The sequence below is a fragment of the Aeromonas sp. 604282 genome (assembly GCF_049170575.1).
Taxonomy (GTDB): Bacteria; Pseudomonadota; Gammaproteobacteria; order Enterobacterales; family Aeromonadaceae; genus Aeromonas; species Aeromonas veronii_A.
Genome location: NZ_JAAKMV010000003.1, coordinates 36,725 through 52,038, shown reverse-complemented (window position 1 = coordinate 52,038; position 15,314 = coordinate 36,725). Strand labels below are relative to the sequence as shown.

Genomic DNA, 15,314 nt, shown 5'->3' with positions numbered 1-15,314 from the left:
GGGAAGCGTGAAACGAGCTGAGGCGCTCAAGCCGTCTGCGGCTCCGGTTCAGCTTCGCTATCCAGATCGCGGCTAAAATAGGCGCGGGTCTCGGCGATCACCACATGGCGCAGGCCAATCAGGCCGATGAGGTTGGGCACCGCCATCAGGCCGTTAACGATATCGGCCAGCAGCCAAATCATGTCCAGATGGAGGAAAGCACCGCTCGCCACCAGCGCCAGATAGACCAGACGATAGGGCTTGATTGCCTTAACCCCGAACAGATACTCGGTGCAGCGCTCGCCGTAGTAGTTCCAGCCAAGGATGGTGGTAAAGGCGAAGAACAGCAGGCCAATGCTCACCAGATACTGGCCGACATGAGCATCGAGCCCCTGGGCAAAGGCCAGACTGGTCATGGCCGCGCCGCTTGCATCGCCGCTCCACACGCCGGTCACCACCAGGGTCAGGCCGGTCATGGTGCAGATGATGATGGTGTCGATGAAGGTACCTGTCATGGAGACCAGCCCCTGCTCCACGCACGAATCGGTTTTGGCCGCCGCCGCCGCGATGGGGGCCGACCCCAGCCCCGACTCATTGGAGAAGACCCCGCGCGCCACCCCGGACTGAATGGCCAGCATGATGCTGGCACCGACGAAGCCGCCGGTCGCCGCATGGCCGGTGAAGGCACTCTCGATCACCAGCATGACGGCATCGGGCAAGGCGCTGGCGTTATTCACCAGCACGCCCAGACAGGCGACGATGTAGAAGATGGCCATGAAGGGCACCACCTTGCTCGACACGCTGGAGATGGACTTGATCCCTCCCAGGGTCACCAGCGCCACGATCAGGGTCAGCACCACGGCGGTCGCTTCACGGGGCACCGAGAAGGAGAGGCTCATGGCGTCGGAGATGGCATTGACCTGCGGGAAGGTACCGATCCCGAAGAAAGCTACGCCGATGCCGAACAGGGCAAACAACTTGGCGAGCGGCTTGGAACCGAGCCCCTTCTCCAGATAGTACATGGGGCCGCCAGCCATCTGGCCGTTGGCATCCTGCTCGCGATATTTGACCGCCAGCAGACACTCGGCGTACTTGGTGGCCATGCCGAACAGCGCCGCCATCCACATCCAGAACAGGGCACCGGGACCACCGAGCTTGATGGCGGTAGCCACCCCGACGATGTTACCGGTACCGATGGTGGCAGAGAGGGCGGTACAGAGGGCGCCGAAGCTGGAGACATCCCCCTGCTTGCCCTGCCCCTGATCGCGGCCAAAGACCAGCCGCAGCGCGAGTGGCAAGCGCACGACCTGAAGCAGACCCAGACGCAGGGTGAGATAGATACCGGTCCCGACCAGCAGGATCAGCAGGGGCGGCCCCCAGATAAAGCTATCGATGGCGGTTAACGCCGATTGAATTGATGACATGCATCCTCCTTAAGAAACAGAAATTAAGGAGGAGAAGGATGATCTTCCCATAGGTGTCGCGATCGGCCAGAGGCGATCGGATGCGGGCCAAGCCCAGGTACAACCATCCCATCCCCTCTGTCCTTTTGCCTGAGAGTTTCCGGCGCCAGCCTGCCCTTGCGGGTAGTCATGGTGCCTTGCTCCTTCGGCGCCCGATTTAACGGGTCTCTCCAGAGTATCGTCCAGTAGCAGTCCACACCGGTTGCCCGGTACCTGAAAGATTCACTTCTTCGGTGGATGGTTGCCCATCGCTCTCCTGCTACCTTCATCCGAACTAGTTTGGATTAGGAAGTCGGCATGTTAATCCAAAAAATGTGAGCTGTCTCGCACTTGGCCGTCCCCATTTATATTTTTTTAGTGACCGCCAAAACCGCGGCAAGAATGTTAAATGTTAGTTAACTATCAACAAGTTAGGCTCTCACGGATCAAATGTGGCCCAAACGGGAAAAATGGCGGATAGAGAACAGTGATCCCTCTCGTTTCGCCAAGAAAATCTTGCCGACATATCCAATCAAAATGCTTGCACACAGAATCAATAAGCCGATAATCCGCTGCATAACCAAGCACTTTGCCATCAATTTATGCACTGTGTTCGGTTGGTCCCACCGGACCGCTCGCCTGACCCGGCCGTCGCCGGTTCAATCGCATATGGCTTGGGCATATCACGCCCCCTAAGGATGACCAAAAGAGAATGAACGAGACCCTGGTTGCAAAAGATGTGGTCGCACAAGATTACCGTCAGCTGGTTGAACAATTCGGCTCCCCCCTGCTGCTGCTCGACAAGGCAGCCGTCCGCAAACAGTATCGGGCCCTGGCCGCAGCCCTGCCCGATGTACGATTGCACTATGCACTCAAACCCCTGCCCCATGAGGCGGTGGTCTCTGTCTTGAAGGAAGAGGGGGCCTGTTTCGACTTGGCCACCAATGGCGAAGTCGATCTGGTGCGCAGTCAGGGGGTTCGCCCGGGACGTTGCATTCATACCCATCCCATCAAGCGCGACAGCGATATCCGTTACGCGCTGGAGTTCGGCTGCACTGTGTTTGTCTATGACAACCCGCTGGAGCTGGAAAAGTTCATTCCCTACAAGGACGAAGTGAAACTGCTGCTGCGGGTCAGCTTCCCCAACCCCGAGACCAAGGTCGATCTCTCCAAAAAGTTCGGCTGCACTCCGGAGCAGGCGCTGCCGCTGCTGCAACTGGCCCACGCCAAGGGGATCAAGGTGATGGGGCTGTCGTTCCACGTCGGCTCCCAGGTACCCCACGCTCGTCGCCATGTGCAGGCCATCGACGCCTGCCGCGAGATCATGGAGCAGGCTTGGGCGCTCGGGCTCAAGCCCTGGGTGCTGGATATCGGTGGCGGTTTCCCGGTGGATTATGAAGGGGGCGAGTTCGATATCGACGGTTTCTGCGCGCCGATCCGCGAAGCACTGGCCAAGCTGCCCGCTACCGTGCAGAAGATTGCCGAACCGGGCCGCTTTATCAGCGCGCCGGCCATGACTTCGGTATCCAGCGTGATGGGCAAGGCCCACCGCGGCGACAAGATCTGGTACTACCTGGATGACGGTCTCTACGGCAGCTACAACGGCCAGCTCTATGACCACGTCACCTATCCGGTGAGCACGCCTTATGCCAGTGGCGAGCAACACAACTCGGTGCTCTCCGGCCCGACCTGCGACAGCGTGGATGTGATCCGCGATGGCATCATGCTGCCGGACCTGGCTATCGGCGAACTGGTGGTTGGCAAGGTGATGGGCGCCTACACCTGGGCCTCCGCCTCCACCTTCAACTTCTTCCCCAAGGCCAGCATCCTCATTCTGGACAGCAGCCAGAAGGGCCAGAAGCTGGTGGCAGTAGCCTGAGCACACCGCTCGCTCGCCAACAGGTTCACTGAGCAAAAACAAGAGGGGGAAGCTTGCGCTTCCCCCTCTCTCATTTCACCAACCCCTATCAGATAAACTGACTGGTCAGCAGCCAGCCGGTGTAGGCGACGAAGCAGGTGAGCAGCACGCCCCCCTCCAACCGGTTGATACGGCCCTGCCCCTTGCGGCCCAGACACATCACCAGCAGCAGCAGGGTCAGCCCCATCATGATGCTCCAGTCACGGGTGAGCACCTCCGGCGCCACATCGAGCGGGTGGATGCCCGCCGCAATCCCCACCACCGCCAGGGTGTTGAACAGGTTGGAGCCGAGCACGTTGCCAAGAGCCAGATCATGCTCGTTCTTGCGAATGGCGATCAGCGACGAGGCCAGCTCCGGCAGGGAGGTGCCTACCGCGACTATGGTGAGACCAATCACCAGATCACTGATACCGAGTGCCTGAGCGATGGTCACCGCCCCCCAGACCAGCAGGCGGGAAGCGCCGATCAGCAGCACCAGCCCGACCACCAGCCAGAAGATGGCGCTCTTGAGGGACATCCCCTCGCTCTCGATATCCTCGGCGGTCTCGGTATCCAGCGCATCTCCCTTGCCATTCATGCCAGCCCAGATGGACCAACCCATCAGGGCAACGAAGACGGCCCCCAGAATGACCGCATCCATCCGGCCCAGATGACCATCAATCAGCAGGGCGCCGGAGAGCAGGGTAATACCAAGCAGGATCGGGATCTCCTTGCGCACTACCTGAGAGGCCACCGCGATAGGGCTGATCAGTGCAGTCAGACCCAGGATCAGCGCGATATTGGTGATGTTGGAGCCATAGGCATTACCAAGCGCCAACCCGGGATTGCCTTGTGACGCCGCCAGCGCCGAGACCACCATCTCCGGTGCCGAGGTACCAAAACCGATGATCACCATGCCGATCAGCAGCGGCGGCATTCCCGCATAACGGGCGGTGGCAGCGGCACCGTCGACAAACTTGTCTGCACTCCAGACCAGCAGCGCCAGTCCGGCAATCAGGGCAACAACAGCCAGGGTCATAACATCTCCATCCCATCGCCAGTAAGCAACAGAGTCAGGACAAGCTCCTGACCCAATTCAAAAGTGGCGCCAGTGTAACGAGCCAGCCTCCCATTTCAAGGGAAAATCAAACTGTGATTAACATTTCACAGCACAGCCAGCAGACTCGCGGCATCGGAGACCTCAAACTTGCCAGGCGCCTCCACAAACAGCTGCTCGACCACGCCATCGTTGGCGATCAACGCAAAGCGCTGGGCACGGATGCCGCCAAAGGCGCCGGTATCCTTGGCAAGACCCAGCGCACGGGTCCAGCTGCCGTCACCATCCGCCAGCATGGTGATCGCCTCGGCGTTCTGGGCAGTCTGCCAGGCCCGCATCACGAAAGCATCGTTGACCGACAGACAGCAGATGGCATCCACCCCTTTGGCCATAAACTGATCGGCCAGCACCACATAGCCGGGCAGATGGGCATTGGAGCAGGTGGGAGTAAAAGCACCGGGCACGGCAAACAGCACTACTTTTTTACCGGCGAACAGCGTCTGGCTATCCCGCAGTTGCTTGCCCTCGGCGGTGATAAAGGTAAATTCGCCCGAAGGCAGAGTCTGACCCATCGCAATCATTGTGCTCATCCTTAAGTAGAGGGAGAAGGCCCCAGTCTACCCCACCGTCGAGCTGTGACACAGGCCTCCCTTTGCCGGGATCATTTGAACTAACCTTGAGCAGGATCTGCCGACCAAGGAGGCCTCATGCAGCACTATTACGATGGACTGGAAATTCGCCCCCCCGCCTTGCGCGAACAACAGCAGCTGGAACAGCTCAATCATCAGCTTACCCATGTCAGTCAATATTGCGCCGGTTACTCCAGCGTCTATCGCCAGTGCCGCCTCGAGGATCTGGCAGAGCTGGCCACCCTGCCACTGCTCGACAGCAAAGAGCTGTTTGCCGCCCAGCAGGCTCACCCTCCGTTCGCCGGTCTCACGGGCCGCCCCGCCAGTCAGGCGTTGCGGGTCTTCTCCTGTCCGGGCCAGCTGGCCATCCCCGAGTATGCGGGAGCAGACTGGTGGGGGGCCGCTCGAGCACTGTTTGCCGCCGGCTTCAAGCCGGGTGAGGTAATACTCAATGGCCACGACTATCATGCCGGCCCCACCGCCTTTATCTTCGATAACGGTGCCCGACAGCTGGGTGCCCCCGTGGTACCTTGCGGGCCCCACGATACCCAGCGCCAACTGGAGGCGCTGCTGCGCTATCAACCCACCGGCTACGTCGGTCCGCTGATGACCCTGCTCGATCTGCTGGAAGCGGCCGAAGCGGCCGACATCCCGACCGACTCACTGCGCCGCGCCCTGCTGTGTGAAGCCACCCATCCCGAAACCGCGCCGCTGCGCGCCATTCACGGCATTGCAGCCCTCAACTGTCTGGTGTGGCAGGATGTGGGGGTGGTGGCTTACGAGAGCCGACCAGGAGAGGGATTTATTGTGAGCGAGAGTTGCATCATCGAGATCATCGATCCCGCCAGCGGCGAGCCGGTGAGCGGCGACGAGACCGGCCAGCTGGTGCTGACCAGGCTTGACCTGGAGTATCCATTGCTGCGCCTCGTCACCGACTGGCAGGGGCACTGGCTCACGACGCCAAGCCCGTGCGGTCGCTCCAACCGGCGCCTAAAACTGGTGTAGCAGGCCAAGTAGATTCACAAATGCAGACGGGCAGCCATCAGGCTGCCCGTCTTCTCTCTCGCGAAGAAAATGTGCGGCGCTTGTCAGCGTCTCGCCTGCCAGGTGGCGATGGCGAGCAGGGAGTCGGGGGTAAATTCGCTGGCACGCTCCGCGATCTCGGCCAGGCTCATCCAGTGCACCGCGCTCACCTCTTCGGCCTGCAACTGCAGCGGCCCCTGATAACGGCAGCTGAAGAGACCGCCCCAGACCCGGTAGCCCTCCCCTTCGGCATAGAAGCTGCCAAAGCCCTGCAGTGGAACATCCATAATCCCCAGCTCTTCGGCCAACTCGCGGCGGGCGGAGCGCTCCATCTCCTCACCGGTGGTGACCACGCCACCGGCGCAGGCATCCAGCATGCCGGGGCAGAAATCCTTGCTGAGGGTGCGTCGCTGCACCAGGATCCGATCCGCGTCGTCGAGCACCAGAATATAGCTGGCGCGATGGCAGAGATTCTCCCGCCGCACCTTGGCTCGCTCGGCCACGCCAATCACCCGGTTATTCCCGTCCACCACATCAACCCATTCCACGCACAGGCCCTTTTATTTGTTCCATTCAAGCCCGCAGTATATCGGTGCGGTGGTTTGTCATGGCACAACTTTTTCGATGACGCCGTCAATTTGCCGAACTCACTGGCAAAATAAGGATTCATGCAAATCTTTATAAACCGTCATATCAGTGTCATCGACCGACACCATAGTGTGCCCTGTCCAGGCAATCAGGGACCGTGTGATGAAGGTATTCAAGCAGTTATCCCCACGGCAGATCGCTCGCTACATCAAGAGCTTTCATCGAGGCTATTTTGCCATCGAGTCGCTGGGGACATTTGAATTCAACGCGGGCAGGATCAGCCTCCATGGCCTGACCTGCCGCCAGCGGCTAAGACTGGCTCGCCAGATCAATCTGGCGGTCAGACAACTTGGTCACAACGACCCCTTGCCGGACATGTGAGTCAAAGGGTCTTGCCCTACTGTCTGTTGTGCATCCATGCTTTGCCCGCCGGCTACTGGCCGCGCGGGCCGTTCTCGATATCGGTAATGATGCCGTTGCGCACCGTCACAAAGCGCATGAACTCGTTTTTGCCGAAGTTGTAGGTCCAGCGTTCACCATATTTGACCTGTACCATGTTGCCAAACTGGTTCTCCTCGTTGCGGTTGAGCTCTTCACGCAACATCGGCTCACCGCACTTGAGCAGCATCTCGGCGGTGGTATCTCCCTCGGTTATCAGGGCGTTCTTGCAGCGCATGGCATCAGCACTGGCCGGAATGCTCATCAGCAACAGGGCCAGCCCCGCAACTTTCTTCATCTTCTTGCTCATCGGGTTCTCCTTATCCTCTCTAATGAGTCGCAGTATGCCTGTTCCCGTTTCTGAAAAAACCAGTAAAAAGCGCAAAAGAGCCGCCCTTTTCTCCTTTCCAGCCCGCTGGTCGCGACAAATGCTGTCTATCACATAATCCAAAAACAAACGGCGACCCGAGGGTCGCCGTTTACATCAAGCCAGCAGGATCACAGGATGTCCAGCAGCTCAACTTCAAATACCAGTGCAGAGTAGGGCGGGATGGAACCTGCACCACGGGCACCGTAAGCCAGATCGTGGGGGATGTAGAGCTTCCACTTGGAACCAACCGGCATCAGCTGCAGCGCTTCAACCCAGCCAGCGATCACGCCGGTCACCGGGAATTCAGCCGGCTGGCCGCGAGCGACGGAGCTGTCGAATACGCCACCGTGGGTGAAGGTACCGTGGTAGTGCACACGCACGGACTGACCGGCTACCGGAACGGCACCGTTGCCTTCTACCAGCACTTCGTACTGCAGACCGGAGTCGGTCACCTTCACTTCAGCGCGCTTGGCGTTGTCAGCCAGGAAGGCTTCGCCGTCTGCAGCGGCGGCCTTGGCGGCGGCTTCCTGCTCTTCTTGCATACGCGCAGTGATCACCTGGAAGGCATCATTGATATCGTCACGGCTGACCGCGAACTCCAGACCATTCAGGGCATCTGCCAGACCTTGTTGCAAGGCCGGGATATCCAGACCGGCGAAGGCTTGCTGCGCCAGCTGATCACCCATGTTGCGGCCGATGCCATAGCTGGCCTTCTGTTCGATAGAGTCGTATTGGGACATTGAGATGTTGCTCCAGATCCATGTAGTAAAGAGGCGGGATAATATCAGACTTTTGGCCGGGGTGCTGCCGGGGGCGCCCCTGATTTCCCCGTCAGTGGGAGGAACTTCACACAAGATGCGGATGAACGCCGCCCAACGGCGGCGATCTGCTTAACCGCGATCCAGCAAGGCTCTGACCGCAGCCACCTTGGCGCCATCGGTGATATTGACCCGACCATCATCCGAAGTGCCCATATTCACTCCGTGCGGCACCATGCCGCCGCGCCAGCCCATACCGGACATATGCACTTCGCTCACTCCGGTAAATTCGATGATGGTGCGCACGTTGTCGGCATTGACCCCGGCGCCCGGCATCAGGCTGGCACGCCCCGCCAGCGCCTGCTGCATCTCCTGCAGGGTTTCCAACCCAGCCAACGCGGTCGGCGCATGGCCCGAGCTCAGAATGCGCTCGCACCCGGCCGCAACTATGGTCTCCAGATCGAGGCGCCAGTCGGAGGAGAGGTCGATGGCGCGATGGAAAGTGACCCCCAACGGTCCTGCAGCATCCACCAACTGTTTGAGTTTGGCGGCAGGCACCCGCCCCTCCTCATCCAGCAAACCGACCACTACCCCTTGCAGACCGGCAGAGCGGGCCGCCGCGATATCTTGCAGCATCATCTCGAACTCGCCGTCGTTGAAGCAAAAATCCCCGGCGCGCGGGCGGATCATGGCGTAAACCGGCACGGTGGCGTGGCGGGCTGCCAGCTGCATAAAGCCATAGGAGGGGGTCAGGCCGCCCAGACCCAGCGCAGAGCAGAGCTCGATGCGATCCGCCCCGGATTGCTGGGCGGTGAAGAGGGATTCCAGGTTGTCGATACAGATTTCAAGACGGGTCATGAGGACTCCTTTTTCGGGGAGATCAGACCCCACATCTGATCTCATAGATTGAGCAAGGCTGCGCCGCGCACACCACCGGCACCGCCGAAGCGGGCCTGGCGGATCTCGGGCAGGGCGACCCCGGGCAGCAAGTGACCGGGCAGACGTAGCGGCAGCTGTTCATAGAGGGCGGGCAGGCCGCTCAGGCCGCCCCCCAACACCACCACCTCGGGATCAATCACCGAAATGGCGGTGGCAAGCCCAGCGGCCATGATCTCCAGCCAGCAGTCGACCGTCTCGACCGCATGGGGTTCATGGGCCTCGAAGCGCCCCACAATCTGGTGACCCGTGGCGCGCTGACCATGGAAATGATGATAGAGACGCTCCAGACCGGTGCCGGAGGCATAGGTTTCAAAACAGACCAGACGGCCGCAGCCGCAACGGGGACGGGGCAACTCGGGGTACTTCATCAGCATGGTCGCGGGCAAGGGGTAGTGACCAATCTCGCCAGCCAGCCAGTTGCGCCCCTGAATAAGCTTGCCCGCCAGATAGACGGCGCCGCCGATGCCGGTGCCGATGGTGACACCAAGCGCACTGCCGGCGCCGTCGGCTGCCCCTTGATGCACTTCGGACCAGAGGAAGCAGTTGGCGTCGTTATCCACCTTGACCGGCCGCTCCAGCAGCTCGGCCAGATCGGCGCCCAGATGGCGACCATTGATGGAGGGCAGATTAGCCGCCACTATGCTGTGATCCTGGCTGTTGATGACACCGGGAAAACCGATACCGACCGAGCCCCGTGCGCCGAAGCGGGCATCCGCCTGCTCGACCCGGGAGCGGATCAGCTGCTGCAGCCCCTCGTAATCGTTGCCCGGGGTGCTCATTCGCTCCTCGTGGCAGAGGTTCAATGCTCCGTCATAGACCGCGAAGGCGATCTTGGTGCCACCGATATCAAAGCCGTAATACATGCCCGCACTCCCTGTCAGCCCGTGTTTATCCAACTCTGTTCCAAGGGGGACATTGTATTAATTCGCAAAAAAAATAAAGTGACCGAGGGCGAAAAAACGGGAGAGAGATCAGAGCAAACGGCTCATTTGTCGCTGCAGGCAGGGCTGCCCGAGGCTTATCAGGGTGCGCTCCTCACCATCAAAGACGAAGCCGCGGCGCAGGTAGAACCCCTCGCCGATGTGGTTGCCATCGAGCAGCCACAATTTGACGCTATGACAACCGGCGCGGCGCATCTGCATCGCCACCGCCTGCCACAACCGTTTGCCATAGCCTTGTCGCCAATGGTCGGGATGGAGGTAAAAAGCGCGGATCAGGGCATGGCTCTGCCCCGCTTCCTGTTGTGGTTGCCAGTAGAGCAGGCCAATCACCACCTCGTCGAGACAAAGCAGCATGGGCCTTGGGCCAGGCTCGGCCAGACGGCTCTGCCAAATCTGCAGATGGGCGGTGACGTCCAGCTGCTCCAGCAGGTCGGCACCGAGCACCTGGCCGTAGGCAGCGAGCCAGCTGGCTCGCTGCATCACCGTCATGGCGGCGGCATCATCGCTGCGCGCCATGCGCAGGCTTATGCCTTGCATTGGGGTACCAGACCGTTGGCGCGGGCCTGCTCATAGAGCGGCAGCACTTGCGCCTGTTGCGCCTGCAACTCGGCGATCCGGTTCTCGTTGCTCGGGTGGGTGGAGAGCAGTTGCGGCGGCGTGTTGCCACCGGCGGCGGCACTCATGTTTTGCCACAGGGGGATCGCCTCGGCCGGATTGAACCCGGCACGCGCCATCAGCTCAAGCCCCAGCCGATCCGCTTCGCTCTCCTGAGTTCGGCCATAGGGCAACATCACCCCCACCTCGACCCCGAGGCCAAGGGCGGCCATAGTGGCGCCGCGATACTCGCTGGTGCCCATGGCAATGTCCGCAGCCGCCAGACCGATCCCCGCCAGCTGGCTGCGCGAGAGTCGTTCGTTGGAGTGTTGGGCCAGCACGTGAGTCAACTCGTGGCCGATGACGGTCGCCAGCTGATCCTGATTCTTGGCCACCTTGAGCAGGCCGCTGTAGACACCAATCTTGCCGCCGGGCAGGGCGAAGGCGTTGACCTGTTTGGAGTCAAACACCACCACTTCCCAGTTGGTGATGCCATAGCTGGCCGGCACCTGAGCGGTCACCGCCTTGGCAACACAGGAGACATAGGCGTTGAGTTTGGCATCCTTGCTCACCTTCTCCTGCTTCTTCATCTGCTCGAAGGAGTCGGCGCCCAGCTGGTTCATCTGCTGGGGAGAGTAGAGCAGCATCTGGCTGCGGCCGGTCGGCGACTGGGCGCAGGCGACCAGCAGGGAACTACAGAGGGCTACCAGGCCAAACTTGGAGAGGGACGCAATCATGAAGGGATCCTTTGCCATAACGTTGCCCTATTCTCGGAAATGCCGCCCTGCTGCGCAAGGGAGCCAGCCCCCGGCTGGCGGAAAAATATCCATCCTGCGCTATTAACAAAACTGACAGCCGCCAAAAACAAAACGAGCCCGCTTGGGGCTCGTTTTATCAGGGCATGCTGACTGCGGGCAGTTACATGATACCCAGCTTTTTCAGGTCAGCCTGTACCACTTTGGCCGGCACCGGCACGTAGCCATCTTTGGCAACGATGTTCTGGCCTGCTTTGGAGAGCATCATCTTGACGAACTCTTGCTCCATCGGGGAGAGCGGCTTGTTCGGATGCTTGTTCACGTAAACGTACAGGAAGCGTGACAGCGGATACTTGCCGGTGATGGCGTTATCGGAGGTCGCTTCGATGAAGGTCTTGCCATCTTTGGAGAGCGGTACTGCACGCACGCCGGAGGTGACATAACCGATACCGGAGTAGCCGATGCCATTCAGGGAGGCAGAGACAGACTGCACCACGGATGCAGAACCCGGCTGCTCGTTCACGCCGCTCTTGAAGTCGCCGTTACACAGGGCGTGCTCCTTGAAGTAACCGTAGGTACCGGATACGGAGTTGCGACCGAACAGTTGCAGATCCTTAGAGGACCAGTTGCCATCCAGACCCAGATCAGACCACTTGGTGGCAGCCTTGGCTTCGCCGCACTTGAGGGTGCTGGAGAAGATGGCGTCGATCTGCGGCATGGTCAGCCCCTTGATGGGGTTGTCCTTGTTGACGAACACCGCCAGGGCATCGACTGCAACGCGGATGGCAGTCGGCTTGTAGCCGTAACGCTTCTCGAAAGCTTCCTCTTCACCGGCCTTCATGGCACGGCTCATCGGACCGAACTGGGCAACACCTTCGGTCAGGGCAGTCGGGGCGGTAGAAGAACCGGCGGCCTGGATCTGCACGTTGACGTTGGGGTACAAGCGCTTAAATTCTTCGGCCCACAGGGTCATCATGTTGGCCAGAGTATCAGAGCCGACAGAGGACAGGTTGCCCGAAATGCCGCTGGTCGGTGTGTAATCCGGCAGGTCTTTATCCACACCGGCAGCCAGGGCGCTGACAGAAAACAGGGTTGCTGCGGTGAATCCGATTACACCAGCCAGTTTGTTGAGTTTCATCCAATCTCTCCAAAGTTACAGAAGGTCCGTTCTTAAAACGGCGCCAGTATCTGACCTGGCAGTGACAAATTTATGGATTTAATGTGACACTTTAATGACATGGCGACAGATTTGAACAAATGAAAAGAGGGCCCGTTCAAAGGCCCTCTTTTTGCAGCTAACTCATTGCCATAAAAGACTATTTAATCACCACCATACGGCTCGGGATGAGAAAGCTGAAGCGGCTGCCAAGGCCGACCCGGCTCTCGATATCGAGCTGGCAGTCGTGATGACTGAGGGCATGCTTGACGATGGAAAGGCCCAAGCCTGAGCCGCCGGTATGGCGCGAGCGGGCCTTGTCGACCCGATAGAACCGCTCGGTGAGCCGCGCCAGATGCTCGGGCGGGATCCCCTCCCCCTCATCCTGCACCGCAAATAGCGCCATCGCCCCCTGCTTGCGCCACTCCACGCTGATTTTTCTCCCCGCAGGGGTGTAGTGGATGGCGTTGTAGACCAGATTGGAGACGGCGCTGCGCAGCTGCTCCTGATCGCCACGCACCAGGAGGTTGAGCTGCACCATGAATTCGATCTGGTGAGCCCGCTCCCCCGAGAGCGCCCGCGCCTCCTGCTCCAGCAGCCCCAACATGGCGGGCATGTCTACCAGATGGGAAAGATCCACGCTCGGAGCCGCCTCGATGCGCGACAGGGTGAGCAGCTGATTGACCAGGTTGTCCATCCGGATGGTCTGCTCCATCATCACCCGATGCGCCTTGGCCCACATGGCGGGCGGCGGCGGCTCCTCGGTCATTTCCAGATAGCCCTTGAGCACAGTAAGCGGGGTGCGCAGCTCATGGGAGACGTTGGAGACAAAGTGTTTGCGGGTCTTTTCCAGACTGCGCAAGCGGGTGACATCGCGCACCACCAGCATCGCCTGATCGGAGGCGTAGGGCATGATGCGAAACTCGAGAAACTTCTCCTCATTGACCGGAGAGTGCATCTCCAATGGCTCGTCAAAAGCCTGTTTCGCCAGATAAGCGGTAAAAGCCGGGTTGCGGATCAGGTTGCCGATATGCTGGCCGGCATCTTCCGGCCAGCGAAAACCGAGCAGTTGCTCCGCCAGCCGGTTGCACCAGAGGATGCTGCCATCATCGCGCAATACTACGGCCGCGTCAGGCAATGCCTCGGCCCCTTCCCGAAAACGGCGGATCAGGCCCGCCAACTCGCGACGCCGGGCGCGATGGCGCTGCTGCAACTTGTAAATGCCATTGAAGATGTGCTCCCAACTGCCTTTTCCGTTGGGAGGAACCAGACTGCGATCGTGCCACAGCCAGTCCGACAGCCGCTTCTGGAAACGGTAATGCCAGCCAAGATGGAGCAACGCAGCGACCAGCAGAGTGAGCGAAAGGTGATCAATCAGCCAGCCAACCAATGCGAAAGGCGCATAAAAAAATGCCACTCGCCACAACTGTCGCCGCCAGGCGTAGGGTTGCAACATAACAGCCTCTAGAGACGGGTTGAGAAGCGGTATCCGGCTCCACGCACCGTCTGGATCAATCTGTCGTGCCCTGTCTCTTCAATCGCCTTGCGCAGGCGACGAATATGCACATCCACGGTTCTGTCCTCGACGTACACATTGGTACCCCAGACATTATTGAGCAGCTGTTCACGGCTGTAGACCCGCTCGGGGTGAGTCATGAAGAAGTGAAGCAGCTTGAACTCGGTCGGCCCCATGTCGAGCGCCTTCTCTTCGGCACTGACCCGGTGGGAGACAGGATCGAGTTTCAGCCCCTGCACCTCGATCACCTCGTCCACCGAGGTGGGCGACACGCGGCGCATCACTGCATGGAGGCGAGCGGTAAGCTCCTTGGGCGAGAACGGCTTGGTGATATAGTCGTCGGCACCGGCCTCCAGACCACGCACCTTGTCCTCCTCTTCACCGCGGGCGGTGAGCATCACCACCGGGATCTGGCGGGTCACCTCATCCTGCTTGAGCTGCTTGATAAACTGGATGCCACTGCCGCCCGGCATCATCCAGTCGAGCACGATGAGTTCGGGGTAGGGTTCGCGCACCTTTGCCAGTCCATCGGCGTAATCTTCCGCTTCAATCGTCTCATATCCCTTCTGCTCCAGCACGAAGCAGAGCATTTCGCGGATCGGTGCTTCGTCCTCGACCACCAGAATTCGCTTAGCCATTCCCTTCTCTCTCCTCTGTGAAGATGGGTGCGCCAATTATTAGAATTTTCTGTGACACTTTTATGACTTTATGACAGGCGGGATGATAAACGTTTTCAGATTCAGTTGGCAGCAGTGCGTTGCAACAAGTCCCAGCGGTTGCCACTGATATCCTCAAATACCACCACAGTGCCATACGGCTCGTCGCGGGGCTGTTCACAAAAATGAACACCGTACGCCTGCATGCGCTGGTAATCCCCCCAGAAATCAGTGGTCTCGAGGAACAGAAATACCCGGCCACCACCCTGCTGGCCGATGGCGGCCTGCTGCTGCGCATTGGCCGCTTGTGCCAGCAGCAGTGCAGAACCCGGGGCCCCTTTGGGGGCAACCCGCACCCAGCGCTTGCCAGGTTTGCCCGGTTCATCAAGCCGGGTATCTTCCAGGAGCGCAAAGCCAAGTCCCTCGGTAAAAAAGCAAATGGCCTGATCGTAATCAGCCACCAGCAGGGTCAGCGCCCCTATGTGTTGTGACATAGCAGAAAATCCTCAACGGATGAGTCAACGGGCGAAATGCCCCCGGCAAGGGCGCATCATAGCGGCTGGACGGGCAGGGCTC

General features: G+C 59.9%; 17 protein-coding genes and 1 riboswitch. Of the genes, 3 read left to right on the top strand and 14 right to left on the bottom strand.

The features are described 5' to 3' along the window. Positions 1 to 26: 26 nt before the first annotated feature. Positions 27 to 1,403: an alanine/glycine:cation symporter family protein gene (locus G5367_RS05605; protein ID WP_005338391.1), complete on the bottom strand. Its 1,377-nt coding sequence runs from the start codon at positions 1,401 to 1,403 to the stop codon at positions 27 to 29. A 107-nt stretch (positions 1,404 to 1,510) separates the two neighbouring features. Then, a riboswitch (glycine riboswitch) is annotated at positions 1,511 to 1,626 on the bottom strand. 507 nt (positions 1,627 to 2,133) lie between these two features. Here G5367_RS05605 and G5367_RS05600 point away from each other — a divergent pair. Further along, the gene (locus tag G5367_RS05600; protein ID WP_043818871.1) at positions 2,134 to 3,300 is read left to right on the top strand and encodes a type III PLP-dependent enzyme; all 1,167 of its coding nucleotides are present in this window, start codon (positions 2,134 to 2,136) and stop codon (positions 3,298 to 3,300) included. Between the two features lie 88 nt (positions 3,301 to 3,388). Here the strand turns inward: G5367_RS05600 and G5367_RS05595 are convergent, their stop codons facing one another. Both G5367_RS05595 and G5367_RS05590 read right to left on the bottom strand, forming a co-directional pair. Beyond that, entirely contained in the window at positions 3,389 to 4,357 is a 969-nt protein-coding gene (locus tag G5367_RS05595) for a calcium/sodium antiporter (RefSeq protein WP_167557842.1), read from the bottom strand. Between the two features lie 125 nt (positions 4,358 to 4,482). After that, positions 4,483 to 4,956 (bottom strand): peroxiredoxin, encoded by a 474-nt coding sequence (locus G5367_RS05590; RefSeq protein ID WP_100646526.1) that lies wholly within the window; start codon positions 4,954 to 4,956, stop codon positions 4,483 to 4,485. Between the two features lie 126 nt (positions 4,957 to 5,082). Between G5367_RS05590 and G5367_RS05585 the strand changes: the two genes are divergently transcribed. Then, positions 5,083 to 6,009, top strand: coding sequence for a phenylacetate--CoA ligase family protein (locus G5367_RS05585; RefSeq protein ID WP_100646527.1), 927 nt, complete (start codon positions 5,083 to 5,085; stop codon positions 6,007 to 6,009). An 83-nt stretch (positions 6,010 to 6,092) separates the two neighbouring features. Here G5367_RS05585 and yfcD read toward each other — a convergent pair whose 3' ends face one another. Further along, a complete protein-coding gene (gene yfcD / locus G5367_RS05580; protein ID WP_021229132.1) occupies positions 6,093 to 6,575 on the bottom strand; it encodes an NUDIX hydrolase YfcD in 483 nt (160 codons plus the stop codon). A gap of 202 nt (positions 6,576 to 6,777) precedes the next feature. Here yfcD and G5367_RS05575 point away from each other — a divergent pair, with 202 nt between their 5' ends. Continuing rightward, entirely contained in the window at positions 6,778 to 6,996 is a 219-nt protein-coding gene (locus G5367_RS05575; protein ID WP_421172537.1) for a DUF1107 family protein, read from the top strand. Positions 6,997 to 7,048: 52 nt separating this feature from the next. On the opposite strand, the gene G5367_RS05570 is transcribed toward G5367_RS05575, so the two are convergent. From G5367_RS05570 to G5367_RS05525, 10 genes are all read right to left on the bottom strand, one after another. Next, positions 7,049 to 7,363: a DUF2845 domain-containing protein gene (locus tag G5367_RS05570; protein ID WP_159158398.1), complete on the bottom strand. Its 315-nt coding sequence runs from the start codon at positions 7,361 to 7,363 to the stop codon at positions 7,049 to 7,051. Between the two features lie 188 nt (positions 7,364 to 7,551). Then, a complete protein-coding gene (locus tag G5367_RS05565; protein WP_005338405.1) occupies positions 7,552 to 8,163 on the bottom strand; it encodes an FKBP-type peptidyl-prolyl cis-trans isomerase in 612 nt (203 codons plus the stop codon). A gap of 150 nt (positions 8,164 to 8,313) precedes the next feature. Beyond that, positions 8,314 to 9,039: a copper homeostasis protein CutC gene (locus tag G5367_RS05560; RefSeq protein ID WP_167570345.1), complete on the bottom strand. Its 726-nt coding sequence runs from the start codon at positions 9,037 to 9,039 to the stop codon at positions 8,314 to 8,316. 41 nt (positions 9,040 to 9,080) lie between these two features. Then, the gene (locus G5367_RS05555) at positions 9,081 to 9,983 is read right to left on the bottom strand and encodes an ROK family protein (protein WP_005343908.1); all 903 of its coding nucleotides are present in this window, start codon (positions 9,981 to 9,983) and stop codon (positions 9,081 to 9,083) included. 108 nt (positions 9,984 to 10,091) lie between these two features. Further along, on the bottom strand, positions 10,092 to 10,598 hold the full coding sequence (locus tag G5367_RS05550; protein ID WP_005338408.1) for a GNAT family N-acetyltransferase: 507 nt from the start codon (positions 10,596 to 10,598) through the stop codon (positions 10,092 to 10,094). Continuing rightward, positions 10,586 to 11,392 (bottom strand): M48 family metallopeptidase, encoded by an 807-nt coding sequence (locus G5367_RS05545; RefSeq protein ID WP_040066701.1) that lies wholly within the window; start codon positions 11,390 to 11,392, stop codon positions 10,586 to 10,588. Before G5367_RS05545 ends, G5367_RS05550 begins: the two co-directional genes overlap by 13 nt. Positions 11,393 to 11,573: 181 nt before the next feature. Continuing rightward, positions 11,574 to 12,548: a PstS family phosphate ABC transporter substrate-binding protein gene (locus tag G5367_RS05540; protein WP_005338411.1), complete on the bottom strand. Its 975-nt coding sequence runs from the start codon at positions 12,546 to 12,548 to the stop codon at positions 11,574 to 11,576. Between the two features lie 178 nt (positions 12,549 to 12,726). Then, positions 12,727 to 14,022 carry a phosphate regulon sensor histidine kinase PhoR gene (gene phoR / locus G5367_RS05535; protein WP_421244157.1) on the bottom strand — a complete coding sequence of 432 codons (1,296 nt, stop codon included), beginning with the start codon at positions 14,020 to 14,022 and terminating at the stop codon, positions 12,727 to 12,729. An 8-nt stretch (positions 14,023 to 14,030) separates the two neighbouring features. Next, positions 14,031 to 14,720 carry a phosphate regulon transcriptional regulator PhoB gene (gene phoB / locus G5367_RS05530; RefSeq protein ID WP_005338414.1) on the bottom strand — a complete coding sequence of 230 codons (690 nt, stop codon included), beginning with the start codon at positions 14,718 to 14,720 and terminating at the stop codon, positions 14,031 to 14,033. 101 nt (positions 14,721 to 14,821) lie between these two features. Continuing rightward, complete coding sequence (locus G5367_RS05525) at positions 14,822 to 15,232, bottom strand: VOC family protein (protein WP_421244158.1); 411 nt, start codon at positions 15,230 to 15,232, stop codon at positions 14,822 to 14,824. Between the last annotated feature and the right edge of the window lie 82 nt (positions 15,233 to 15,314).

Excerpts from the sequence above, each read along its gene's own strand:
- phoR (WP_421244157.1), bottom strand. The coding sequence starts at position 14,022 with ATGTTGCAACCCTACGCCTGGCGGCGACAGTTGTGGCGAGTGGCATTT.
- G5367_RS05570 (WP_159158398.1), bottom strand. The coding sequence starts at position 7,363 with ATGAGCAAGAAGATGAAGAAAGTTGCGGGGCTGGCCCTGTTGCTGATG.
- G5367_RS05525 (WP_421244158.1), bottom strand. The coding sequence starts at position 15,232 with ATGTCACAACACATAGGGGCGCTGACCCTGCTGGTGGCTGATTACGAT.
- G5367_RS05565 (WP_005338405.1), bottom strand. The coding sequence starts at position 8,163 with ATGTCCCAATACGACTCTATCGAACAGAAGGCCAGCTATGGCATCGGC.
- G5367_RS05540 (WP_005338411.1), bottom strand. The coding sequence starts at position 12,548 with ATGAAACTCAACAAACTGGCTGGTGTAATCGGATTCACCGCAGCAACC.
- G5367_RS05555 (WP_005343908.1), bottom strand. The coding sequence starts at position 9,983 with ATGTATTACGGCTTTGATATCGGTGGCACCAAGATCGCCTTCGCGGTC.
- G5367_RS05595 (WP_167557842.1), bottom strand. The coding sequence starts at position 4,357 with ATGACCCTGGCTGTTGTTGCCCTGATTGCCGGACTGGCGCTGCTGGTC.
- G5367_RS05585 (WP_100646527.1), top strand. The coding sequence starts at position 5,083 with ATGCAGCACTATTACGATGGACTGGAAATTCGCCCCCCCGCCTTGCGC.
- G5367_RS05560 (WP_167570345.1), bottom strand. The coding sequence starts at position 9,039 with ATGACCCGTCTTGAAATCTGTATCGACAACCTGGAATCCCTCTTCACC.
- G5367_RS05550 (WP_005338408.1), bottom strand. The coding sequence starts at position 10,598 with ATGCAAGGCATAAGCCTGCGCATGGCGCGCAGCGATGATGCCGCCGCC.
- G5367_RS05590 (WP_100646526.1), bottom strand. The coding sequence starts at position 4,956 with ATGATTGCGATGGGTCAGACTCTGCCTTCGGGCGAATTTACCTTTATC.
- G5367_RS05600 (WP_043818871.1), top strand. The coding sequence starts at position 2,134 with ATGAACGAGACCCTGGTTGCAAAAGATGTGGTCGCACAAGATTACCGT.
- G5367_RS05575 (WP_421172537.1), top strand. The coding sequence starts at position 6,778 with ATGAAGGTATTCAAGCAGTTATCCCCACGGCAGATCGCTCGCTACATC.
- G5367_RS05545 (WP_040066701.1), bottom strand. The coding sequence starts at position 11,392 with ATGATTGCGTCCCTCTCCAAGTTTGGCCTGGTAGCCCTCTGTAGTTCC.
- phoB (WP_005338414.1), bottom strand. The coding sequence starts at position 14,720 with ATGGCTAAGCGAATTCTGGTGGTCGAGGACGAAGCACCGATCCGCGAA.
- G5367_RS05605 (WP_005338391.1), bottom strand. The coding sequence starts at position 1,403 with ATGTCATCAATTCAATCGGCGTTAACCGCCATCGATAGCTTTATCTGG.